Source organism: Mycolicibacterium austroafricanum, assembly GCF_000612725.1.
GTDB classification, from domain to species: Bacteria; Actinomycetota; Actinomycetes; order Mycobacteriales; family Mycobacteriaceae; genus Mycobacterium; species Mycobacterium austroafricanum.
Genome location: NZ_HG964454.1, coordinates 658614 through 682025 on the forward strand (window position 1 = coordinate 658614; position 23412 = coordinate 682025).

22 protein-coding genes are annotated in these 23412 nt (G+C 67.6%); 12 read left to right on the top strand and 10 right to left on the bottom strand.

What is annotated here, in order from left to right; all coding sequences use genetic code 11:
• Position 1: 1 nt before the first annotated feature.
• From sufC to BN976_RS20090, 4 genes are all read right to left on the bottom strand, one after another.
• Positions 2–772 carry a Fe-S cluster assembly ATPase SufC gene (gene sufC, locus BN976_RS20075; RefSeq protein ID WP_011779950.1) on the bottom strand — a complete coding sequence of 257 codons (771 nt, stop codon included), beginning with the start codon at positions 770–772 and terminating at the stop codon, positions 2–4.
• On the bottom strand, positions 772–1971 hold the full coding sequence (gene sufD, locus BN976_RS20080) for a Fe-S cluster assembly protein SufD (protein WP_036373093.1): 1200 nt from the start codon (positions 1969–1971) through the stop codon (positions 772–774). The genes sufC and sufD overlap by 1 nt, the downstream gene beginning before the upstream one ends.
• Positions 1971–3410, bottom strand: coding sequence for a Fe-S cluster assembly protein SufB (gene sufB, locus BN976_RS20085; protein WP_011779948.1), 1440 nt, complete (start codon positions 3408–3410; stop codon positions 1971–1973). Before sufB ends, sufD begins: the two co-directional genes overlap by 1 nt.
• A gap of 79 nt (positions 3411–3489) precedes the next feature.
• On the bottom strand, positions 3490–4209 hold the full coding sequence (locus tag BN976_RS20090) for a helix-turn-helix transcriptional regulator (RefSeq protein ID WP_036373095.1): 720 nt from the start codon (positions 4207–4209) through the stop codon (positions 3490–3492).
• Positions 4210–4311: 102 nt separating this feature from the next.
• Here BN976_RS20090 and mptB point away from each other — a divergent pair, with 102 nt between their 5' ends.
• From mptB to BN976_RS20105, 3 genes are read left to right on the top strand one after another with little or no spacing between them, the layout of a single operon-like run.
• On the top strand, positions 4312–6000 hold the full coding sequence (gene mptB, locus BN976_RS20095; protein ID WP_036373323.1) for a polyprenol phosphomannose-dependent alpha 1,6 mannosyltransferase MptB: 1689 nt from the start codon (positions 4312–4314) through the stop codon (positions 5998–6000).
• Complete coding sequence (locus tag BN976_RS20100) at positions 5997–6926, top strand: ABC transporter ATP-binding protein (RefSeq protein WP_011779945.1); 930 nt, start codon at positions 5997–5999, stop codon at positions 6924–6926. The genes mptB and BN976_RS20100 overlap by 4 nt, the downstream gene beginning before the upstream one ends.
• The gene (locus BN976_RS20105; protein ID WP_036373097.1) at positions 6923–7702 is read left to right on the top strand and encodes an ABC transporter permease; all 780 of its coding nucleotides are present in this window, start codon (positions 6923–6925) and stop codon (positions 7700–7702) included. Before BN976_RS20100 ends, BN976_RS20105 begins: the two co-directional genes overlap by 4 nt.
• Here BN976_RS20105 and BN976_RS20110 read toward each other — a convergent pair.
• Positions 7616–8302 (bottom strand): hypothetical protein, encoded by a 687-nt coding sequence (locus BN976_RS20110; protein WP_011779943.1) that lies wholly within the window; start codon positions 8300–8302, stop codon positions 7616–7618. The two genes, BN976_RS20105 and BN976_RS20110, sit on opposite strands and share 87 nt — an antisense overlap.
• A 114-nt stretch (positions 8303–8416) precedes the next feature.
• On the opposite strand from BN976_RS20110, the gene BN976_RS20115 reads away from it, so the two are divergent.
• Together BN976_RS20115 and BN976_RS20120 are read left to right on the top strand one after the other, a co-directional pair.
• Complete coding sequence (locus BN976_RS20115; RefSeq protein ID WP_011779942.1) at positions 8417–8995, top strand: TetR/AcrR family transcriptional regulator; 579 nt, start codon at positions 8417–8419, stop codon at positions 8993–8995.
• A 24-nt stretch (positions 8996–9019) separates the two neighbouring features.
• The gene (locus tag BN976_RS20120) at positions 9020–9976 is read left to right on the top strand and encodes a COX15/CtaA family protein (RefSeq protein ID WP_036373098.1); all 957 of its coding nucleotides are present in this window, start codon (positions 9020–9022) and stop codon (positions 9974–9976) included.
• Here BN976_RS20120 and BN976_RS20125 read toward each other — a convergent pair.
• Positions 9926–10864: an ATP-grasp domain-containing protein gene (locus BN976_RS20125; protein WP_036373100.1), complete on the bottom strand. Its 939-nt coding sequence runs from the start codon at positions 10862–10864 to the stop codon at positions 9926–9928. The two genes, BN976_RS20120 and BN976_RS20125, sit on opposite strands and share 51 nt — an antisense overlap.
• A 21-nt stretch (positions 10865–10885) precedes the next feature.
• Here BN976_RS20125 and BN976_RS20130 point away from each other — a divergent pair, with 21 nt between their 5' ends.
• Together BN976_RS20130 and BN976_RS20135 are read left to right on the top strand one after the other, a co-directional pair.
• On the top strand, positions 10886–11860 hold the full coding sequence (locus tag BN976_RS20130) for a quinone oxidoreductase family protein (protein WP_011779939.1): 975 nt from the start codon (positions 10886–10888) through the stop codon (positions 11858–11860).
• A gap of 413 nt (positions 11861–12273) precedes the next feature.
• Positions 12274–13596, top strand: a complete 1323-nt coding sequence (locus tag BN976_RS20135; RefSeq protein WP_235622086.1) for a hypothetical protein — start codon at positions 12274–12276, stop codon at positions 13594–13596.
• A gap of 146 nt (positions 13597–13742) precedes the next feature.
• Here BN976_RS20135 and BN976_RS20140 read toward each other — a convergent pair whose 3' ends face one another.
• Complete coding sequence (locus tag BN976_RS20140) at positions 13743–14699, bottom strand: DUF1254 domain-containing protein (protein WP_036373103.1); 957 nt, start codon at positions 14697–14699, stop codon at positions 13743–13745.
• Positions 14700–14701: 2 nt separating this feature from the next.
• Entirely contained in the window at positions 14702–15643 is a 942-nt protein-coding gene (locus BN976_RS20145) for a heme o synthase (protein ID WP_011779936.1), read from the bottom strand.
• 189 nt (positions 15644–15832) lie between these two features.
• Between BN976_RS20145 and tkt the strand changes: the two genes are divergently transcribed.
• The 5 genes from tkt to pgl are packed head-to-tail and all read left to right on the top strand — an operon-like array spanning position 15833 to position 22249.
• Entirely contained in the window at positions 15833–17926 is a 2094-nt protein-coding gene (gene tkt / locus BN976_RS20150) for a transketolase (RefSeq protein WP_011779935.1), read from the top strand.
• 22 nt (positions 17927–17948) lie between these two features.
• The gene (gene tal / locus BN976_RS20155; protein WP_011779934.1) at positions 17949–19067 is read left to right on the top strand and encodes a transaldolase; all 1119 of its coding nucleotides are present in this window, start codon (positions 17949–17951) and stop codon (positions 19065–19067) included.
• 10 nt (positions 19068–19077) lie between these two features.
• The gene (zwf, locus tag BN976_RS20160; RefSeq protein WP_011779933.1) at positions 19078–20607 is read left to right on the top strand and encodes a glucose-6-phosphate dehydrogenase; all 1530 of its coding nucleotides are present in this window, start codon (positions 19078–19080) and stop codon (positions 20605–20607) included.
• Complete coding sequence (gene opcA, locus BN976_RS20165; protein ID WP_011779932.1) at positions 20607–21518, top strand: glucose-6-phosphate dehydrogenase assembly protein OpcA; 912 nt, start codon at positions 20607–20609, stop codon at positions 21516–21518. Before zwf ends, opcA begins: the two co-directional genes overlap by 1 nt.
• Positions 21515–22249, top strand: coding sequence for a 6-phosphogluconolactonase (gene pgl / locus BN976_RS20170; protein ID WP_036373106.1), 735 nt, complete (start codon positions 21515–21517; stop codon positions 22247–22249). The genes opcA and pgl overlap by 4 nt, the downstream gene beginning before the upstream one ends.
• Here pgl and BN976_RS20175 read toward each other — a convergent pair.
• Positions 22217–22615 (bottom strand): DUF6632 domain-containing protein, encoded by a 399-nt coding sequence (locus BN976_RS20175; RefSeq protein ID WP_011779930.1) that lies wholly within the window; start codon positions 22613–22615, stop codon positions 22217–22219. The genes pgl and BN976_RS20175 overlap by 33 nt on opposite strands.
• Positions 22616–22927: 312 nt before the next feature.
• Positions 22928–23335: a DUF6262 family protein gene (locus BN976_RS20180; protein WP_011779374.1), complete on the bottom strand. Its 408-nt coding sequence runs from the start codon at positions 23333–23335 to the stop codon at positions 22928–22930.
• Positions 23336–23412: the final 77 nt, after the last annotated feature.

Below are 23412 nucleotides of genomic sequence, written 5' to 3' on the forward strand. Positions count from 1 at the left end.
GTCAGGCACCCGCGGCGGCAGCCTGGGTGAAGCGCTCGTATCCGTTCTCCTCGAGCTCGTCGGCCAGTTCCGGTCCGCCGGACTCGATGATCCGGCCGTCGAAGAACACGTGCACGAACTGCGGCTGGATGTAGCGCAGGATCCGGGTGTAGTGGGTGATCAGCAGCACGCCACCGTTCTCGGCCTCTTTGTAGCGGTTCACGCCCTCGCTGACCACGCGCAGGGCGTCGACGTCCAGACCGGAATCGGTCTCGTCGAGGATCGCGATCTTGGGCTTGAGCAGACCGAGCTGCAGGATCTCGTGGCGCTTCTTCTCGCCGCCGGAGAAGCCCTCGTTGACACTGCGTTCGCCGAACGACGGGTCGATGTCGAGGTCGCTCATCGCGGCCTTGACCTCTTTGACCCAGTGGCGCAGTTTCGGCGCCTCGCCACGGACCGCGGTCGCCGCGGTGCGCAGGAAGTTCGACATCGACACACCGGGCACCTCGACGGGGTACTGCATCGCCAAAAAGAGCCCCGCTCGCGCTCTTTCATCAATGCTCATCTCCAGTACGTCCTTGCCGTCGAGGGTGATCGACCCCGAGGTCACGGTGTATTTGGGATGACCGGCGATCGCGTAGGACAGCGTCGACTTGCCGGATCCGTTGGGGCCCATCACGGCGTGGGTCTCACCGGACTTCACGGTCAGGTTGACGCCTTTGAGGATCTCCTTGGACTCGCCTTCGGGCGTGTTCACCGAGACGTGCAGGTCTTTGATTTCCAGTGTGGTCATTACTGATTGTTTCCTTCGGTGAGGGCGAGCTCGCGTTCGATGGCTTCGGTCAGGCGCTCGCGTACGGCGGGAACGGCGATCTTCGCGATGATCTCGTTGAAGAAGCCGCGCACCACCAGCCGGCGGGCCTGGTTCTCGGGGATGCCGCGTGCGCGCAGGTAGAACAATTGCTCGTCGTCGAAACGCCCGGTGGCGCTGGCGTGGCCGGCGCCGACGATCTCGCCGGTCTCGATCTCCAGGTTGGGCACCGAGTCCGCGCGGGCGCCGTCGGTGAGCACCAGATTGCGGTTCACCTCGAACGTGTCGGTGCCGGTGGCCTCGGCGCGGATCAGCACGTCGCCCACCCATACGGTGTGCGCGTCAGGCTTGCGCGAGTCCGGATCGCCTTGCAGCGCGCCCTTGTACATCACGTCGGACTTGCAGTTGGGCTGCGAATGGTCCACCAGCAGACGCGATTCGAAGTGCTGTCCGGCGTCGGCGTAGTACAAACCCAACAGCTCGGCGTCCCCGCCGGGCGCGGTATACCGGACGCGGCCGGTCATCCGTACCACGGAACCGCCGAGGGTGACCGCAGCGTGCCGCAGCACGGCGTCGCGGCCCAGCAACGCGTGGTGCATGGTCACGTGCACGACGTCGTCGGCCCAGTCGGCGATCGACACCACCCGCAGCGTCGCGCCGTCGCCGACCACGAACTCGATGTTGTCGGCGTAGGTTCCGCTGCCGCGGTGATCGATCACGACGACCGCCTCGGCCAGCTCGCCGACCCGGATCTGAAGGTGCCCGTAGGCGGTGGCGCCCTCGCCGGGGCCGGTGATCCTGACCTCGATGGGGTCGCGAATGACGGCCTGGTTGGGGATCTCGATCAGGGTCGCGGACTCGAACGACGAATATGCCTGCGCGGCAACCCTATCCGCCGGCGCACCGGCCTGCCCGAGCCGACCGTCGTCGCGCGTCGTCTTATCGACCCAGACGTCATCGGGCGTGGTCACCTCGATGGTCGCGGTGCCCGTCGCCGGCGCCGAGCCGTCGTGCAGCCCGCGCAGCCTCTTGAGGGGCGTGAAGCGCCAGATCTCGTCGCGGCCGCCAGGCACCTCGAAGGCGCTGACGTCGAACGATGAGAACAGCTCACCCTTGTTCAGGTTCAGGACCGAGCCGGACTTGGCGGTGCCCTCGGACGCCTGAGTGAGTTGCGAAGCCACTAACCCACAGCCCCTTCCATCTGCAGCTCGATCAGGCGGTTGAGCTCGAGTGCGTACTCCATCGGAAGCTCCTTGGCGATCGGCTCGACGAAGCCGCGCACCACCATCGCCATGGCCTCGTCCTCGGTCAGGCCGCGGCTCATCAGATAGAACATCTGATCCTCGCTGACCTTGGACACCGTGGCTTCGTGCCCCATGGTTACGTCGTCCTCGCGGATGTCGACGTACGGGTAAGTGTCGGAGCGGCTGATCGTATCGACAAGCAGCGCATCGCATTTCACACTCGAGCGGGAGCCGTGCGCGCCCTTGTTGACCTGAACCAGGCCACGGTAGGACGCTCGTCCGCCGCCGCGCGCCACCGACTTGGACACGATGTTGCTCGACGTGTTGGGCGCCAGGTGCAGCATCTTGGCGCCGGTGTCCTGGTGCTGTCCCTCACCGGCGAACGCCACCGAGAGCACCTCACCCTTGGCGTGCTCACCGGTCATCCACACGGCCGGGTACTTCATGGTGACCTTCGAGCCGATGTTCCCGTCGACCCACTCCATGGTGGCGCCGGCTTCGGCCCGGGCCCGCTTGGTGACCAGGTTGAACACGTTGTTCGACCAGTTCTGGATGGTCGTGTAGCGGCAGCGTCCACCCGGCTTGACGATGATCTCCACGACGGCGCTGTGCAGCGAGTCGCTCTTGTAGATCGGCGCGGTGCAGCCCTCGACGTAATGCACGTAGGCGTCCTCGTCGACGATGATCAGCGTCCGCTCGAACTGGCCCATGTTCTCGGTGTTGATCCGGAAGTAGGCCTGCAGCGGGATGTCGACGTGCACACCCTTCGGGACGTAGATGAACGAGCCACCCGACCACACGGCGGTGTTGAGAGCGGAGAACTTGTTGTCCCCGGCCGGGATCACGGTGCCGAAGTACTGCTTGAACAGTTCCGGGTGCTCTTTGAGCGCGGTGTCGGTATCGAGGAAGATCACGCCCTGGGCCTCCAGATCCTCCCGGATCGAGTGGTAGACCACCTCGGACTCGTACTGCGCGGCGACACCCGACACCAGGCGCTGCTTCTCCGCTTCCGGGATGCCCAGCTTGTCGTAGGTGTTCTTGATGTCGGCGGGCAGGTCATCCCACGTGGCGGCCTGCTTCTCACTGGAGCGCACGAAGTACTTGATGTTGTCGAAGTCGATACCGTCGAGGTTGGAACCCCAGTTCGGCATGGGCTTCTTGTCGAAGGTGCGCAATGCCTTCAGTCGGATGTCGAGCATCCACTCGGGTTCACTCTTCTTGGCCGAGATGTCGCGGACCACGGCTTCGGACAGCCCCCGTTGCGCACTCGCGCCTGCGACATCGGAGTCGGCCCAGCCGTAGCCGTACTTCCCCAGGGAGGCGATGGTCTCCTCCTGGGTCAGCGCCTCGGGCTTAACCTCCGGTGTGAGTGTCATTGCGACACACTCCTTTTGTTCTGGTCGTTACTCCGGCGCGGGCTGTGCGCCGGAGGATCATGCTCGTCGGTGTTTCTCGTCAGCGTCCGGCCGGGCTCAACGGGACGTGAGTGGTGCAGGCGAAGTCGCCGTTGGCGATGGTGGCCAATCGCTGCACATGGGTGCCCAGTACCTCGGCCATCGCCTGCTGTTCGGCCTCACAAAGCTCCGGGAACTCCTCGGCCACGTGCGACACCGGACAATGATGTTGGCAGATCTGGACGCCGCCGACCGGCCCGCCCACCCGGGCGGTGGTGGTCGCGTACCCGGCCGCACTGAGCGCTTCGGCGATCTGGCCGGCCGCCGCCTCGACGCCTTCACCGCCGTCGACGTGTTCGACGCCGGACAGGATGGTGTCGATGCGCCGGCGGGCGAAGGTCCGGACGGCCTCTTCGCCGCCGATCTCCCGTAGCTGGCGCATGGCCGCAGAGGCCAGGTCGTCGTAGGTGTGTTCGAGCTTCGCCCGACCCGCCGAGGTGAGTTGATAGCGCTTGGCCGGCCTGCCCCTGCCCTCCTGTTGCCAGGCGGCGGCGGCGTTGGCCTGGGCCTCGCCCGCCTCGATCAGCGCGTCGAGATGCCTGCGCACCCCGGCCGCCGAAAGGCCGAGACGCTCACCGATCCGGCTCGCGGTGACGGGCCCCGATTCGAGGAGCAACCTGACGATCGCTCCCCTGGTGTGGCCGTCAGCAGCCTGCGGGGACACCGGTGTCGGCGCCTCCGAGCTCTGCGAACGGATTTTCACAACACCAGTGTGACGCAATTACCCAACACGGTCTAGCAAGGGCACCCTTAGCGGGGCAGTCGGAATTGTCACACCGATCGCCGGGGCCGAGTGGGAATAAGCGCCCGCTACGCTGCCCTGGTGGCAGCCCGCCAGCATTCCCTCAGCTCGTCGATCGCCGGCTGGCACGGCGATGAACGGACTGTCGGCAGCCCACTGACGGCCGCCGAAGTGGTGGCGATGCGCCGTACCCGCCTGTTCGGGGCCACCGGCACGGTGTTGATGGCGATCGGCGCGCTGGGCGCCGGGGCGCGGCCGGTGATGCAGGATCCGACATTCGGCGTCCGGCTGCTGAACCTGCCGTCACGCATCCAGACGGTCTCGCTGACGATGACCACCACGGGCGCGGTGATGATGACGCTGGCCTGGCTGATGCTGGGTCGTTTCACGCTGGGCAGCCGCAAGATGACCCGCAGTCAGCTCGACCGGACACTGTTGCTGTGGGCGCTGCCACTGCTGATCGCGCCGCCGATGTACAGCAAGGACGTCTACTCGTATCTGGCACAGAGCGAGATCTCGCTGCAGGGCAGCGACCCCTACAAGGTGGGCCCCGCCACCGGCCTCGGGCTCGACCACGTCTTCACGTTGTCGGTGCCCAGCATGTGGCGCGAGACCCCGGCGCCGTACGGCCCGCTGTTCCTGTGGATCGGACGCGGGATCTCACGGTTGACCGGCGAGAACATCGTCGAGGCCGTGCTCTTCCACCGTCTGGTCGTGCTGCTGGGTGTGGGTCTGATCGTCTGGGCGACGCCCCGGCTGGCCCGCAGGTGCGGGGTGGCCGAGGTCAGTGCGCTGTGGCTGGGCCCGGCCAATCCCCTGCTGTTCATGCATCTGGTGGCCGGCATCCACAACGAGGCGCTGATGCTCGGGCTGATGCTGGCGGGCACCGAATTCGCGCTGCGGGGTGTCGACGCCGCCGCCCCACTGCTACCGCGCCCACTGGCCTGGCCGCGGGGCCGGCAGCAGTGGCAGCGCTGGTACCCGCTGACGATGCTGATCACGGGCGCGGTGCTGATCACGTTGTCCTCCCAGGTCAAGCTGCCCTCGTTGTTGGCGCTGGGCTTCGTGGCGATGGCGCTTGCCTGCCGATGGGGCGGCACCGTGAAGGCGTTTGTGGTCGCGAGCGGGTCGCTCGGCGCGGTGGCGCTGGCGGTGATGGCACTGATCGGCTGGGCCAGCGGACTCGGCTTCGGCTGGCTGTTCACGCTCGGCACCGCCAACGTGGTGCGCAGCTGGATGTCCCCTCCTACCCTGCTGGCGTTGGGCACCGGCCAGGTCGGCATCCTCCTCGGGCTTGGCGACCACACCACCGCGGTACTCGCACTGACCCGCGCGATGGGTGTGACGTTGATCGCGGTGATCGTGCTCTGGCTGCTGTTCGCGGTGTTGCGCGGCCGGCTGCATCCCGTCGGCGGTCTCGGCGTCGCGCTCGGCGCCACGCTGTTGCTGTTCCCGGTGGTCCAGCCCTGGTACGTGCTGTGGGCCATCATCCCGCTGGCCGCCTGGGCCACCCGCCCCCGGTTCCGGGCGGCGGCGATCGTCGTCACGCTGGTGGTCGGCATCTTCGGCCCCACGGCCAACGGGGACCGGTTCGCGCTGTTCCAGATCGCGCTGGCCACCGTCGCGAGCACGGCGATTCTGCTGATCCTGTTGGCGTTGACCTACCGCAGGCTGCCCTGGCGGGTGCGGCCCGGCGAACCACCGGACGAGGCCGCACCGCCACCGGCGCCACCGCATGCCAAACCCGACGCCTACGCTGAGTCTCCGTGAGTTCCCAGTCGGCGCCCGTTCAGGTGCGCGGGGTCAGCAAGCGGTACGGGGCGACGACGGCGGTGGCCTCGCTCGACCTCGAGGTGCAGACCGCCGAGGTCTTCGCCCTTCTCGGCCCCAACGGTGCGGGCAAGACGACGACCGTCGAGATGTGCGAGGGCTTCATGAAGCCCGACTCCGGGTCGATCAGAATCCTTGGCCTCGATCCGATCGCCGACAACGCCGAGGTCCGGGCCCGTACCGGTGTGATGTTGCAGGGCGGGGGCGCCTACCCGGCGGCCCGCGCGGGAGAGATGCTCGAGCTCGTCGCGGCCTACGCGGCCGATCCGCTCGACCCGCAGTGGCTTCTGGACACGCTCGGGCTCACGGACGCAGCCCGCACCACCTATCGGCGGCTGTCCGGCGGTCAGCAGCAGCGACTCGCGCTGGCCTGCGCCGTCATCGGACGTCCCGAGCTCGTCTTCCTCGACGAGCCGACGGCCGGTATGGACGCGCACGCCCGGATCGTGGTCTGGGAGCTGATCGACGCACTGCGCCGCGACGGGGTGACGGTGGTGCTGACCACCCACCAACTCGCCGAGGCCGAGGAACTCGCCGACCGGATCCTGATCATCGACCACGGGGCGGCCGTCGCGACCGGCACCCCCGCCGAGCTGATGCGCAGCGGCGCCGAGAACCAGCTCCGGTTCCGCGCGCCGCGCATGCTCGACCTGTCACTGCTGGTCGCTGCGCTGCCGGAGGCCTACCGGGCCACCGAGACCGCGCCCGGCGAATACCTCGTCGAAGGTCACATCGACCCGCAGGTGCTCGCCACCGTCACCGCGTGGTGCGCACGCCTGAACGTGCTCGCCACCGACATGCGGGTGGAGCAGCGCAGCCTCGAGGACGTCTTCCTCGACCTCACGGGGCGGGAGCTACGCAAATGAACACCGAGAATCGTTTTACGCCAGGGACTTTCACACCGGATCCGCGGCCGGCCCCGGTGCCGAGGATGTTGGCCGCGCAGTTCCGCCTGGAGTTGCGGCTACTACTGCGCAACGGTGAGCAACTGCTGCTGACCATGTTCATCCCGATCACACTGCTGGTCGGTCTGACCCTGCTTCCCCTCGGCTCGTTCGGCGACAACCGGGCTGCGACGTTCGTCCCGGCCATCATGGCGCTGGCGGTGATCTCCACCGCGTTCACCGGGCAGGCGATCGCGGTCGCGTTCGACCGCCGCTACGGCGCCCTCAAACGGCTGGGGGCGACCGCGTTGCCGGTCTGGGGCATCATCGCCGGGAAGTCGCTGGCCGTGGGGGCCGTGGTGATCCTGCAGTCGATCCTGTTCGGCGCCATCGGTTTTGCGCTCGGCTGGCGTCCGCCGCTGGCGGGCCTTGCCCTTGGCGCGGTCATCATCGCCCTTGGCACGGCGGTGTTCGCCGCGCTGGGCCTGCTGCTCGGCGGCACCCTGCGCGCCGAGATCGTCCTTGCCCTCGCCAACCTGCTGTGGTTCGTGTTCGCCGGCCTCGGCGCGCTCACACTGGAGGCCGGTGTGGTCCCGTCGACGGTGCAGTGGGTGGCCCGCCTGACGCCGTCGGGCGCCCTGACCGAGGCGCTGACCCAGGCGATGACATCGTCAATGGACTGGTTCGGCCTGGCCGTGCTGGCGGTGTGGGGTGCCGTCGCGGGACTCTGCGCGCTGCGTTGGTTCCGCTTCACCTGAGTGGTTCAGGCGCGGCAGCAGATATTCGAGCTGGCCGACCTCTTCGATGTTGTGTTTCACCCACGCCCGGGCCTTGTCGTCGGGGAAGCGCCGACGTAGCACCCGGTTGACCGGTGCGAGCAGCGGTGCCCGCACACCGAGGTCCATGACGGTCACGTAGTGGGCGCCGTCGGTGCCCGCCGACCAGGTGTGTTCGAGCTGGAACACCGGCACGCCCGCGAGGCGCAGCACGAGACGGATGCCGGTCTCGTCCAGCTTCTCCACCCGGGCCACCTCGTCCACCGTGTATTCGGGTCTGGCGCCGAACGCCTCGACCATGTGGAACCGGGCGCCTTCGGCAGCGCCGCCCGCCGGGGCCGGACGTTCCAGTTCCCAACGGATGTGGTCGATCGGATGCCAGGCGTGGTAGCGGTCGACGACCCGGCCGCCGTACTCGATCGTGCCGCCCAGATGAGAGAACCAGTCCAGGAGCATGGCCGGTGTCACCCCGGCCAGCGGGCGGTGGTCGATGGTGATGCGGCGACGGCCCCGCGGCCACTTGCTGAACTGCACCGACGCGGAGTCGACCGGTCGCAGGGGATACAGGACGGGAAGAGCCATGTCGACCTCCAAGATACGGTAGAGTTTCTTATATATCGACAATAGAACGCCAACTTAAGATACGCAAGCGTTTCCAAAGGGTCGTGCGTTCGGCATCTCAGACGGGAGTGGGACATGGGCAGGCGACGTGGCGCGGAGCTCGATGCCGCGATCCGGGCCGCAGTGCTGGAGCTGCTCGCCGAGCACGGCCCGGACGGCGTGACGATGGACGCCGTCGCCGTCACCGCGCAGACCAGCAAGCCGGTGTTGTACCGACGCTGGCCCGACCGTCGCGCGCTGCTGCGCGACACCCTGCTCGGCATCGCCACGTCCGCGTTTCCGACCGTGGACACCGGCGGCTTCCGCGGTGACATGCTCGCCGTGCTGCGCGCATGGGCCGCGCTGTTCACCGGTGACAGCGCAGCGCTGATGCGGTCGGCGATCGGGGCGGTGACAGCCGACCCCGAGCTGGCGGCGACCTTCCGCACCGATGTGATCGGCGCGCGCAAGCAGGAGATGGACGCGATCATCACCCGCGGCGTCCAACGCGGCGAGGTGCGCGCCGACGTACCCGTCGACTTGGTCCGCGAACTCGGCCAGAGCGTGCTGTGGCACCGCCTGCTGATCAGCGGCGACCCGATCGACGACGAGGTGGTCACCCGACTCGTCGATGAGGTTCTGATCCCGGTGACCCGCCCCTACTACGAGGTGTAGTGAACGACGCTCTACCATCGGAGCGTGCCCGTCGGACGACTCTTCCTGCGACTGGTCGACCTGCTTCCCGAGCCGAGCCGTCGGGTCCAGCGCATGATCGCGTTCGCGGTGATCCTGACCCAGGGCGGCATCTCCGTCACCGGGGCCATCGTGCGCGTGACCGCGTCCGGCCTCGGCTGCCCGACCTGGCCGCAGTGCTTCCCGGGTAGTTTCACCCCGGTCCCCCACCCCGAGGTCGCCGGAATCCACCAGGCCGTCGAGTTCGGCAACAGGCTGCTGACTTTCCTCGTGGTGCTCACCGCCGCCGCAGCCGTGCTCGCCGTCACGCGCGCGCGACGGCGTCGCGAAGTCCTGGTCTACGCCTGGTTGATGCCTGCCTCGACGGTGGCACAGGCGATCATCGGCGGCATCACGGTGCTGACCGGCCTGTTGTGGTGGACCGTGGCGATCCACCTGGTGGTGTCGATGGCCATGGTCTGGCTGGCGGTGTTGCTCTACGTCAAGATCGGCGAGCCCGACAACGGGGTGGTTGCGGTCCGGGCGCCCAAGCCGCTGCGGCAGTTGACCGTGCTGTCCGCCCTGACATTGGCCGCGGTGCTGGTCACCGGCACCATGGTCACCGGCGCCGGCCCGCACGCCGGTGACAAGAGCCTGGACAGGCCGGTACCCCGGCTCGAGGTGGAGATCACCACGCTTGTGCACCTGCACTCGTCGCTGCTGGTCGCCTACCTGGCGCTGCTGGTCGGTCTGGGATTTGGTCTGCTCGCCGTGCGGACGTCCGGCGACGTCATGAAACGGCTCGCCGTCGTGGTCGTCCTGGTCGCCGCGCAGGGCGCGCTGGGCGCCACGCAGTTCGTCCTCGGGGTGCCCGCGGCGTTGGTGGCGCTGCACGTCGCAGGCGCCGCCGCCTGCACCGCCGCCACCGCGGCGCTATGGGCGTCGATGCGCGAACGGGCCGAGCCCGAACCGCTCCAGCGCTGACTCGACTTCGAGGGCGAACCTGCGCTCCTGTCGCCGACGGACGTCCGCGCCGAGCTGACGCCAACCCAGCGACGGCTCGACGAGCTCCAGCTCCAGCAGCCGGGGGTCGTCGGCGTCGCCGAGAAGGTCCACCCGCGCATACAACAGATCCGAACTCGCCAACCCGAGATGGCCGGCGGCTGCGGCCAACGCGGCGTGGCCGACGTCCCAGAGCTCGAAGTCCGGATCGGCCGGGCGGAGCTGTTCCTCGGCGTAGGTGCCCGATTCGTCGAACACGGGCCGCTCTCCCGGTGACGGCAGCATCGGCCCCTTGGTGAACGCGTGGGACTGCTGCCCACCCAGGAACACCAGCGCGGTCTCGCCGGCGCCGACCCGTGCGTCGTAGGGCTGCACCAGCGCGGTGCGTCCGGCGTCCTGAAGCGCCTCGGCGTGGGCGCGCGCCTGCAGGGAATCGGAGAACCGCAGTGCGCCAACCGATCCCGCGCCCACCGACGGCTTGACCACCACCTCGCCGGCGGGAATGCGCACCGGCTGCCCCGGCGCGAAGAACGCACTGGGCACCGTCGGAACCCCGGCCGCGGCCAGATCGGCCAGGTAGCGCTTGTCGGTGTTCCAGGCGACGGCCTCGGGCGAGTTGAGCAGGTGCGCCACCCGCCGCGTCCAGTCCAGGAACTCGTCGAGCCGGTCGATGTAGTCCCAGGCCGCCCGCAGGATCACCAGGTCGGCGTCCAGCGTCGCAGGGTCGTCCCAGGACAGCCATCTGGCGTGCAGGCCCCGGGCCCGAAGCGCCCCGACCAGCCCGGAGTCGTCACCGTCACCCTCGGGCAGGGCCGGACATCCGGCGAACACGATCCGCGGATGGAAGAGGTCGGGACGAGCGGGCGTCATCACGAGGGGATGATAGTCAGCATGTACGCCATCGAAGTCGCCGAGACCGGCGGGCCCGAAGTCCTGTCCTTCGTCGAGAGACCGCAGCCCACGCCGGGCCCCGGTCAGGTGCTGATCAAGGCCGAGGCGATCGGCGTGAACTTCATCGACACCTATTTCCGGTCCGGCCTGTACCCGCGCGAGGTCCCGTTCGTCGTCGGCACCGAGGTGTGCGGCGTCATCGAGGCCGTCGGCGAGGGTGTTGCGGCGCTCAAGGTCGGCGACCGCGTCGTCACCGACAAGTCGCTCGGCGCGTACGCCGAATACTGTCTGGCGCCGGCGGATTTCGTCGCCTACGTGCCCGACGGGGTGGCACCGGAGGTAGCCGCATCCGCGCTACTGAAGGGCATGACGGCGCACTACCTCATCAAGTCGACGTATCCGGTGCAGCAGGGCGACGTGGTGCTGCTGCACGCCGGCGCAGGCGGCGTCGGGCTGATCCTGACACAGTGGGCCACCAGCCTGGCAGCGTCGGTGATCACGACGGTGTCGACCCCGGACAAGGCCGAGTTGTCGCGCCGGGCCGGGGCGGTCGAGGTTCTCGACTACCCCGACGATCCGAAAGCGTTCGGCGACCGTATCCGCGAGCTCACCGACGGCGACGGTGTGGCCGCGGTGTTCGACGGCGTCGGCGCTTCGACGTTCGAGGCGAGCCTGGCCAGCCTCGCGGTCCGGGGCACGCTGGCGCTGTTCGGCGCGGCCAGCGGCCCGGTTCCCCCGGTCGACCCGCAGCGGCTCAACGCCGCGGGCTCGGTGTATCTCACCCGGCCGAACCTCGCGCATTACACTCGGACTCCGGACGAATTCTCTTGGCGTGCAGGAGAATTACTGACCGCGATCGCAGACGGCACGCTCGATGTCACGGTCAGCCACCGGTACGCACTGCGCGACGCCGAGCAGGCACACCGCGACCTGCAGGGCCGCAAGACGGTGGGGTCGGTGGTATTGCTGCCCTAGACAGGCTCAGCCGCCGGCCCGGCAGCTCGGCGGCGACGGGGCCGCCGAAGTGATGTGCGACACGTCCGGGAACGTGGGCCCCACCCGGCGACCCCGATTCGATAATCTTCGCGCACAGATCGCCGCGGGCCACCCCTCGGACGGCCGCCCGCCCACGCCCAATGCCCCACACATTCTCGGTGAGCGGGGCGAGTAGCGGCGTTTCGGTTACTTCTTGTGAGTTTGCCATGCACGACAGAGGACTTGTTACTTAGGTTAGCCAAAGCTAATCTCTAGCTAGCCTCGCGGCTACACGTCCCGTCGTACCCACAGGAGTCACCGTGCAATTGGCCCGTCGTGCCAACCCTGCGGACCATCGTTGGTCCGCCCTATCCCCCAACCCTCCCCGACCTACTAAGTTGCTGGGCGCTACTGTGGCAATTGCCGGGGCATCCGTTATCGCGATCGGCCCGGTGGCGCCCACCCTGCCCGCTGCCCAGGACCGTGCTGTCGAACTGTCCGCGTGGATCGATCCGATCGGTGTCTGGGGAGACACCATCGCCACGACGGTGCAGAACCTGGGCACTCAGGGTGCGGGGCTTCTCACCGAAGGCCTGCCCGCAGCGTGGGAGATCATCACCACCTCGTCGCTGTACAGCGAGATCGCTTCCGCCGTCTTCAACCCCGCTCCGGGCCTGGAGCGGTTCTTCGGGAACCTCTCGACCTACGCTGCCACCATCACGACAGGTCTGGAGGAATCGAACGCAGGCACCGCGGAGCACTACGCCAAGCTCCCTGCCGCGCTGCAGACCGCATGGGATTTCGTACTGCAGGGCCAGTTCACCAAGGCCTTCGCCACCATCACCAGCTGGAGCATCTTCGGGCTCGGCGAACTCGGCTGGCCACTGGAGCCCGTCTTCAAGATCCCCGGCGAGATTGCGCGCGATTTCGGCTTGACGGCCGTCGGCGCGGTCCTGGACACCTTGTTGGTCTCCGACAACGCGACCACCGGCTACGCGTACTCCCTGCTCAGTCCCCCGATCACGGCGATCTACCAGCTCACCGACATCTTGAACGTCGTGTCTGCCTCGATCTACGACGGCGACTGGGTGACGGCGGTCAGCGAGGTCGTCAACGCGCCCGCCAAGGTGCTCAACGCGTTCCTCAACGGATATCAGCCGAGCGTGGCCGCCGAATGGGAGTTCTTCCCGGGCGTGTTCAGCAAGGACGGCCCCATCGATGCGCTGTTCGTGCAACTGCCGAAGGCGATCGCTGCGGCACTGGCGGCACTGTCAGAGGACGACGAAGCCGACGAAACCGGTGAAACCACCACTGCGGAAACGGAACTGACGCAGGTGTCCTCGACCGCACTCGGTGCCGAGGCCGATCTGGTGACGGTCGCCGTCACCACCGACACCGACGAGGAGGATGCGGCCGCGGCCGACGAGGACGGCTCGACGACTGTGCCGACCGAGCCCGCACCTACCGACGAGACGGCGCCGGCCGACGGTGAGACCGAGGATGGCGAGACCGTCACCGAACCGGTCGACGATGGCACCGACGAAACCACCGAAGCCGGGGCCGAGGAGGAGACCGAGGGCTCCGGTGACCTCGCCGAGGACGACACGGCAGACACCGACACCGACAATGCCGGTGACCCCGGGTCAGAGGACACCCCGGCCGGCGACACGTCCGATTCTGGCGCCGGCGACACGTCCGATTCGGGCTCCGGCGACACGTCCGACAGCGACGCGTAAGGCGAACCGCGCAGCACGGGACAGCCCCCTCGGAAGCGAGGGGGCTGCTTCCGTCTGTCCTCGAACGTCGCCTCGGAACCGCTCTCTGCGAACGGGCCGGTCGCCGAAATCAGATCCGGCACATCACGATGTATCCGGTTGCAGTTCTAGACCGGCTCGGCCGCCGGGAAGGTCCAAGACCCGTCGAGGACCTCCGGCCGCGGACGGTACAGCCGCACCAGATAGTTCCAGCCCGGCGTGACGGGAAGGTGATTGACGCCATCACCGATGAGGTCTGCGGCGCCCCCGAACTGGATCGTCACCGAGCCATCGGGGTCCCTGACCCCGGTGACGCTGTTGACCGAGTACGCGTCGGCCGGGTTCGGGGTGAAGTAGCCCTCGGCGTTGTAGACGGTGACTGACCAGAAGCCGTCGACCGGGACATCCCCGACGGTCAGCCGGTGCACCGTCTGTCCGTCGTTGGTGTCCGGATTCACGGTCAGATACAGGGCGTCGCGCTCGGGGTTGCCTCCCCACGCTGCCGCGGCCCCGATCAGCCTGCGCACCGGGTCGACCTCGTCGACGGGCCCGAACATCTGCCTCGAGTCGGGCAGCGTGCCGAACAGCGTGATCAGTGCATCGCGGACGGCCTTCTGGCTGACCGGATCCCAGTCGGGGACCTCGAAGCTGCCGGCCGAGCGCTGATCGACGGTGATGCCGTCCTGTAGCGCATGCACGGTGGCGAGATCAGCCGGATCGGTCGGGTCGACGAGGACGCGCAGCACCAACATGACGTAACGGGTGCCGATGCCGTCCCGGTCGAAGGTGTGACGACCGGCGGTGTAGATCACCTCGGGTACGTAATGGTCCTCGGTGATCACCTGCAGCGAACGGAACCGATCGCCGGCGTCGGGCAACGTCACGGCCACGGGCCCGGCCTCGAGGTCGAAGACGGCCACCGAATACAGGGTGTCGCGGTTCTGCCGGACCACGAGTTGGTTGTCGAGCGGACCGAAGTCACGAAAGTGCTTGAAGCGCCCGAGCACACCGTCGCGCACGACGTTACCGAAGTACAGGTCGGTCTCTGCGCGGATGAAGTTGTCCGGTGAAACGTGCTCGGTCATGCTCAGACGCTGAACAGCGTCGGCAGCGCCAGCGCGGAGTCCACGGCCAGCGCGCAGAACACGACGGCCAGATAGTTGTTCGACTGCAGGAACAACCGCAACGGTTTGACCGGTTCACCGCGGCGCACCCCGGCGTAGAGCTGATGCGCCATCGCCAGGAACCAGGTGCCGGCGACGATCGCCACGGCCGCATACAGCCAACCGGTCGCCAGCGCGAGTGCCAGCGTCGCCGCGACGGTCAGCCAGGTGTAGATCAGGATCTGCTTGGTGACCTGCCGCTCGGTGGCCACGACGGGCAGCATCGGAACGCCTGCCGCCTCGTAGTCCTCCTTGTAGCGCATCGCCAGCGCCCAGGTGTGCGGCGGCGTCCAGAAGAAGATGATGAGGAACATCACCAACGCGGGCCACTGGATGGTGCCGGTCACCGCCGACCACCCGATCATCACCGGCATGCAGCCGGCCGCGCCGCCCCACACCACGTTCTGCGACGTGCGCCGTTTGAGCACCAACGTGTAGATCAGCACGTAGAACGCGATGGTGGCGCCCGCCAGATGAGCGGACAGCATGTTGGTGGTCCACCACAGCCAGAAGAACGACAGCACCGAAAGCGCGAGACCGAAGATCAGCGCATGACTGCGGGGCACGGTCGCGCGGGCCAGGGCCCGGCGCTCGGTGCGCTTCATCTTCTTGTCGATGTCGGCGTCGGCGACGCAGTTGAGCGTGTTGGCGCCCGCGGCCGCCAGCAGTCCACCGACCAGGGTGTTGAGGATCAGCAGTGGATCGACCGTGCCGCGGTCGGCGAGCAGCATCGCCGGGATCGTGGTGACCAGCAGCAGCTCGATCACCCGCGGCTTGGTCAGACCGATGTAACCGAGCACGCGGTCGCGGAATCGGATCGGGCCCCCGGCGACGTCCCCGACGAGGTGGCCTTCGCGAATCCTCACGCAACCAACTCCTCAGCAACAGCTCGGGCAACCATCTACTACAGAGGATGGTAGACCGCGCGTGCCGGTCCCCGAAATTGCAGGGTGCTTTCCCGGCGGAAGGGGATGACCTGTGCCTGGGCGCGGCGTTCCCCACTAGGGTGGTTGAAGCGGATCGACACGCCCGCCAAGCCAAGGAGAGCACGCCCCGTGACCACGATCGAAGAGATCACTTCCCTCACCCGGCCCAATCACCCGGAGGACTGGACGGACCTGGATTCGCGGGCGGTCGACACCGTCCGGGTGCTGGCCGCCGACGCCGTCCAGAAGGTCGGCAACGGCCACCCCGGCACCGCGATGAGCCTGGCCCCGCTGGCCTACACGCTGTTCCAGCGCCAGATGAGGCACGACCCCAGCGACGTGCACTGGCTCGGCCGCGACCGGTTCGTGCTGTCCTGCGGACACTCCAGCCTGACCCTCTACATCCAGCTCTACCTCGGCGGCTTCGGCCTCGAGCTCTCCGACATCGAGTCGCTGCGGACGTTCAAGTCCAAGACGCCCGGCCACCCCGAGTTCCGCCATACCCCCGGCGTGGAGATCACCACCGGCCCGCTCGGTCAGGGCCTGGCCTCCGCGGTCGGCATGGCGATGGCGGCCCGCTACGAGCGCGGCCTCTTCGACCCCGACGCCGCCCCGGGCGCCAGCCCGTTCGACCACTACATCTACGTGATCGCCTCCGACGGCGACATCGAGGAGGGCGTCACCAGTGAGGCGTCCTCACTGGCCGGCACCCAGCAGCTGGGCAACCTGATCGTGTTCTACGACAAGAACCACATCTCGATCGAGCACGACACCGACATCGCGCTGTCCGAGGACGTCGCCGCCCGCTACCGGGCCTACGGCTGGCATGTCCAGGAGGTCGAGGGCGGCGAGAACATCGTCGGTATAGAGGAGGCGGTACAGGCCGCGAAAGCCGTGACCGACAAGCCGTCGTTCATCTCGGTGCGCACGATCATCGGCTATCCGGCCCCGAACAAGATGAACACCGGCGGTGTGCACGGTTCGGCGCTCGGCGCCGACGAGGTGGCCGCCACGAAGAAGATCCTGGGCTTCGATCCCGACAAGACCTTCGAGGTCAGCGAGGACGTCATCACCCACACCCGCGAGTTGGTGGGTCGCGGCAAGCAGGCCCACGACGCGTGGCAGCAGGACTTCGACGCGTGGGCGGCGCGGGAGCCGGAGCGCAAGGCGCTGCTGGACCGGCTGCTGGCCCAGGAACTGCCTGAGGGCTGGGACGCCGACCTCACCTACTGGGAACCCGGCTCCAAGGCGGTGGCCACCCGCGCGGCATTCGGCCAGGTGCTCAACGACGTCGCGCCGAAGCTGCCCGAGTTATGGGGCGGCTCCGCGGACCTGGCGGGCAGCAACAACACCACCATCAAGGGCGTGAAATCGTTTGGTCCGCCCTCGATTTCGACTGACGACTTCACCGCGGACTGGTACGGGCGGGTGCTGCACTTCGGCATCCGCGAGCACGCCATGGGCTCGATCCTGTCGGGCATCGTGCTGCACGGTCCGACCCGCGCGTTCGGCGGGACGTTCCTGCAGTTCTCCGACTACATGCGTCCCGCGGTGCGGCTGGCGTCGCTGATGGACATCGACACCATCTACATCTGGACGCACGACTCGATCGGCCTGGGTGAGGACGGTCCCACCCACCAGCCCATCGAGCACCTGGCTGCGCTGCGCGCGATCCCCAACCTGTCGGTGGTGCGCCCCGGTGACCCGAACGAGACCGCCTACGCGTGGCGCAGCATCGTCGCCCGTGGAAACGGCAGCGGCCCGGTCGGTTTCATCCTGACTCGGCAGGGCATCCCGGTGCTGGAAGGCACCGACTCCGACGGGGTGGCCCGCGGCGGGTACGTGTTGGGTGGTGGGAACCCGGCCGACGACGCCGACGTGCTTCTGATCGCGACCGGTTCAGAACTGCAGCTGGCGGTCGAGGCGAAGAAGCTGCTGGCGGAAAAGGACATCACCGCCTACGTGGTGTCGATGCCCTGCGTCGAGTGGTTCGAGTCGCAGCCGAAGGAATACCGCGACAGCGTTCTTCCCCCGGATGTGTCCGCCAGGGTGGCCATCGAGGCGGCGGTCGCGCAGAGTTGGTACAAGCTCGTCGGCGACACCGGCGAGATCATCTCCATCGAGCACTACGGCGAATCCGCCGACGACAAGACGCTGTTCCGCGAATTCGGTTTCACCCCAGAGGCAGTGGTGGCCGCGGCGGAACGCACCATCGCAAATTAGCAGAAGGTGATGAGGACCTGACATGACCCAGAACCCGAACCTGGCGGCGCTTGCGGCGGCGGGTGTATCCGTGTGGCTCGACGACCTGTCCAGGGACCGGTTGCAGACCGGCAATCTGCAGGAGCTCATCGACACCAGGTCGGTGGTCGGTGTGACCACCAACCCGTCGATCTTTCAGGCGGCACTGTCGAAGGGGCACGCCTACGACGCCCAGGTCAAGGAGTTGGCCGAGCGTGGCGCCGACGTCGACGCCACCATCCGCACGGTGACCACCGACGATGTCCGCAACGCGTGTGACGTGCTGGCCAAGCAGTACGAACTCTCCGACGGTGTGGACGGCCGGGTGTCCATCGAGGTCGACCCCCGGCTGGCACACGACACCGACAAGACGATCCTGCAGGCGATCGAGCTGTGGAAGATCGTGGACCGGCCGAACCTGCTGATCAAGATCCCGGCCACGATGGCCGGCCTGCCCGCGATCACCGCCGTCATCGCCGAGGGGATCTCGGTGAACGTGACGTTGATCTTCTCCGTCGAGCGGCACCGTCTCGTCATGGACGCCTACCTGGCCGGATTGGAGAAGGCCAAGGAGGCCGGGCACGACCTGTCCAAGATCCACTCCGTCGCATCGTTCTTCGTGTCCCGGGTGGACACCGAGATCGACAACCGGCTGGAGAAGATCGGCTCGGACGAGGCCCTGGCGTTGCGGGGCAAGGCCGGCGTCGCCAACGCCCGGCTGGCGTACGCCGCCTACGAGGAGGTCTTCCTCGGCGGCGAGCGGTTCGAACCGTTGAAGTCCGCCGGCGCCCGCGTCCAGCGCCCGCTGTGGGCGTCGACCGGTGTGAAGAACCCGGACTACTCCGACACCCTTTACGTCACCGAGCTGGTGGCACCCAACACGGTGAACACCATGCCGGAGAAGACGATCGAGGCGGTGGCCGACCATGGCGTGGTCACCGGTGACACGATCACCGGCACCGCCGCGGAGTCGCAGGAGATGTTCGACAAGCTCACCGCCATCGGTGTCGACCTGCCGGACGTGTTCACCGTGCTCGAGGACGAGGGCGTCGAGAAGTTCGAGAAATCGTGGCACGAGCTGCTCGAAGCCACCCGCGGCCAACTCGACAGCGCCAACGGCTGAGCCCGGCGCGATGCCCGAGTCGTGGCGTAACCCGTTGCGGGACAAGCGCGACAAGCGCATGCCCCGCATCGCGGGACCGTGCAGCGTCGTCATCTTCGGGGTGACCGGAGACCTGGCGCGCAAGAAGCTGATGCCGGCGATCTACGACCTCGCCAACCGCGGGCTGCTGCCGCCGTCGTTCGCCCTGGTGGGTTTCGCCCGACGCGACTGGGCCGACGAGGATTTCGGCGAGGTGGTGTACGAGGCGGTCAAGAAGCACGCGCGCACGCCGTTCCGCCAGGAGGTGTGGGACCGGCTCGCCGAGGGGTTTCGGTTCGTGCAGGGAACCTTCGACGACGACGCGTCGTTCGATCGTCTCAGCGAGACGCTGGAGAAGCTCGACGCCGAGCGCGGAACCGGCGGCAACCACGCGTTCTACCTGTCCATTCCACCCAATGCTTTCCCGGTGGTGTGTGAGCAACTGCAGAGGTCCGGTCTGGCCCGCCAGAAGGACCACAGCTGGAGCCGCGTGGTCATCGAGAAGCCGTTCGGGCACGATCTGGCCAGCGCCCGCGAGCTCAATGCCGTCGTCAACAGCGTCTTTCCCGAGGAGTCGGTGTTCCGCATCGACCATTACCTCGGCAAGGAAACCGTCCAGAACATTCTGGCGCTGCGGTTCGCCAACGAGCTCTACGAACCCGTCTGGAACGCGCACTACGTCGACCATGTGCAGATCACGATGGCCGAGGACATCGGATTGGGCGGGCGGGCAGGCTATTACGACGGTATCGGCGCCGCCCGCGATGTCATACAGAACCACCTGATCCAGCTGCTGGCGCTGACCGCGATGGAGGAGCCGGTCAACTTCAGCCCGCACGAACTGCAGGCCGAGAAGATCAAGGTGCTCTCGGCGACCAGGCCGCTGCAACCGCTCGATCAGACCACCGCCCGCGGACAGTACGCGGCGGGATGGCAAGGCAGCGAGAAGGTGCCGGGACTCCTCGAAGAGGGGGGCTTCGCCCACGACTCCGTCACCGAGACGTTCGCCGCGATCACACTGGAGGTCGACACTCGCCGCTGGGCCGGGGTGCCGTTCTTTCTGCGCACCGGTAAGCGGCTGCCGCGCAGGGTGACCGAGGTGGCGCTGGTGTTCAAGCGGGCTCCGCACCTGCCGTTCGACAGCACGATGACCGAAGAGCTCGGCAAGAACGCCCTCGTGATCCGGATTCAGCCCGATGAGGGCATCACGATGCGGTTCGGGTCGAAGGTCCCCGGCAGCGCGATGGAAGTACGCGACGTCAACATGGACTTCTCGTACGGTTCGGCGTTCGCCGAGGATTCCCCGGAGGCCTACGAGCGGCTGATCCTCGATGTCCTACTCGGGGAGCCGTCGTTGTTCCCGGTCAACGCCGAGGTCGAATTGTCCTGGGAAATCCTGGATCCGGTGTTGGACAACTGGTCAGCCCAGGGAAGGCCCGAACCGTACGAGTCGGGCACCTGGGGGCCGCCGTCGGCCTATGACATGGTGCACTTGCTGGACCGGGAATGGAGGCGGCCGTAATGATCGTCGAGCTGGCCGATACCACCACCAACGAGATCAACAAGAAGATCATCGGGCTGCGCGAGGAGGGCGGGGCTCTCACACTCGGCCGGGTGCTGACGCTGGTGATAGTGCCCGACTGCGAGGAGACGCTCGAAGACGCGATCGAGGCGGCCACCTTCGCCAGCCGCGAGCACCCGTGCCGGGTGATCGTGACGCTGTCCGGTGACCGGGATGCCGCCCAGTCCCGGCTCGACGCCGAGCTGCGGGTGGGCCGCGACGCGGGCGCCGGCGAGGTGGTCGTGCTGCGCCTGCACGGCGAACTCGCCGACCACGCCGAAAGCGTGGTGCTGCCCTTCCTGCTGGCCGACACCCCGGTGGTGGCCTGGTGGCCCGCCGCCGCGCCGGCCATCCCCTCGCAGGATCCGGTGGGCCGATTGGCGATCCGGCGTATTACCGATGCCACCAGCTGCGCCGATCCGTTGGCAGCGATCCAGAGCCGGCTGCCCGCGTACTCCCCCGGCGACACCGACATCTCGTGGAGCCGCATCACGTACTGGCGTGCGTTGCTCGCGTCGGCGATCGACGATCCCCCGCACGAGCCGATCACGTCGGCCGTGGTGTCCGGCCTGCAGTCCGAGCCGGCGCTCGACCTCCTCGCCGGGTGGCTCGCCAGCCGGATCGACGGCGCGGTCACGCGTGCGGTGGGCACTCTCAAGGTCGAATTGCACCGCGGCAGTGAGACCGTCACGCTCAGCCGGCCGCAGGACGGGCGCACCGCGACGCTGAGCCGGACGTCCCGCCCGGTCGCACTCGTCCCGCTGGCGCGTCGCGACGTTCCGGAATGCCTGGCCGAAGAGCTGCGCCGGCTCGACGCCGACGAGATCTACCATGAAGCGCTGAGCGGAATCGACAAGGTGACCTACCGATGACAAGGGAGATCGAAACCTACTCCGGCACTGCGGCATTGGTGGCGGCTGCCGGGGACCGCCTGGTGGCGTCCATCAAGAACGCGGTCGAGGGACGGAGTTCGGCGCACATCGTGCTGACCGGAGGAGGCACCGGCATCGGCCTTCTCGGCCGGGTCGCCGAGCGCAGCGGCGAGATCGACTGGTCGAAGGTGCACATCTACTGGGGCGATGAACGATTCGTCGCCCATGACGATGACGAGCGCAACGAGAAGCAGGCCCGCGAGGCCCTGTTGGACCACGTGGACATCCCGGCGGCGAATGTGCACGCGATGGCCGCCAGCGACGGTGAGTTCGGTGACGCGCTGGACGCGGCGGCCGAGGCCTACGCGCAGGTGCTGACCGAAGCCGGCGGCGCAGAGCCCACGCCTGCGTTCGACGTTCACCTGCTGGGCATGGGCGGCGAAGGCCACGTCAACTCGTTGTTCCCCGACACCGCGGCCGTGCGGGAGACCGAGCGACTGGTGGTCGGGGTGGCCGATTCCCCGAAGCCACCGCCACGCCGGATCACGTTGACATTGCCTGCGATCACCCGGTCCCGCGAGGTGTGGCTGGTGGTGTCCGGCGCCGCCAAAGCGGATGCGGTCGCGGCGGCGATCGGGGGTGCCGACCCGGTCGACATTCCCGCCGCCGGCGCCGTCGGCACCGAGGCCACCGTGTGGCTACTCGACGAGGACGCCGCGTCGAAGCTCTGATCTTCTGACGAGCACCGCCAGCACGACCGCGACCAGCAGCAGCGCGGGAACGTCACCCCACAGATGCCCTCTGTGGTGGCTGTCGTCGAGGGATTGCACCGCCATGATCGCGGCGTGCACGACGCTTGACCACACGGTGAACCAGATCAGGCTGACGTTGTTTTCGGGCTTTCGCGCCGCGAGACACAGAAACACCCCGAGTACCGCGTAGAGGCCGACGATCATCATGAAGTAGTCGGAATCGTACGGCGCGCCGTGATGCCACGCCCAGCCCGACGGCCACACCAGGGCCAGCGGGTAGAGGAGAAGCATCACGGCGCCGAAGACGACGAGCGCGATGCGGAGAAGCCGATAGCTGACGGTCATTGCACGCTCCAGAACATCATGGTCGGTGCTTTCAGTAAGGCCGAACGCGTCGATTTGATGCTCTATCTCTGCCGAGAGCTTACGCGCCATCGATGTGTTTGGGTGTTGAGCCGCCGCTGGGTTTGGTCCCGATGCGGTTCACGCCTCGGCCTGATCCTCGCCGAGATTGCTTCTACGGCTGCGGAATTCGAGATTGTGCCGCCGTGGATGCAATCTCGGCGGGGGTGTGGATTGGTGGCGGGACTTGTCACCGGGCGGCGGTAGTGTAGAACATACGTTCCCTTGGGTTGGTCGTGTATTTACCGGTCGTGATCAGGGGTTATGCGTTGTGGACGGTGTCCTGGACGCGGTGATTAGCCCGGCTCTGCGTTGACCGTGTGCGATGGCGAGTTGAGTTCGGAGCTGCTGGTTTTCTTCGGTGAGTTCTTTGATCCGCTGGTGGGCGAGCTCGATCCGTTGCTGCCAGGATTCCTCGCTGGCGCGCGTGCGTGGGTTGGCCGCCGCGCGGGGTGACGCCGGCTGGGTATTGATTCGGTTGAGCAGGTCGGGCTGGGTGTAGATCCAGGAGCGGGCAACGCCCGCCGAACGCGCGAGGCCAGCGACGGTGACGGCGGCACCGGTGCTTTGGAGATGGTCGAGGGCGTCGACGGCTCGCTGACGTGTGCGTTCGCGGCGGTCCGCAGCGGCCTTTTGAAGGTGTGCGGTGTTGTCAGCTCGCATCGTCGGTGTCCGAACCTGTTGGGGGTGAAGGGGTTTCGAGACTGGTGATGATGGTGAGCAGGTTGTCGGCGGTGCTT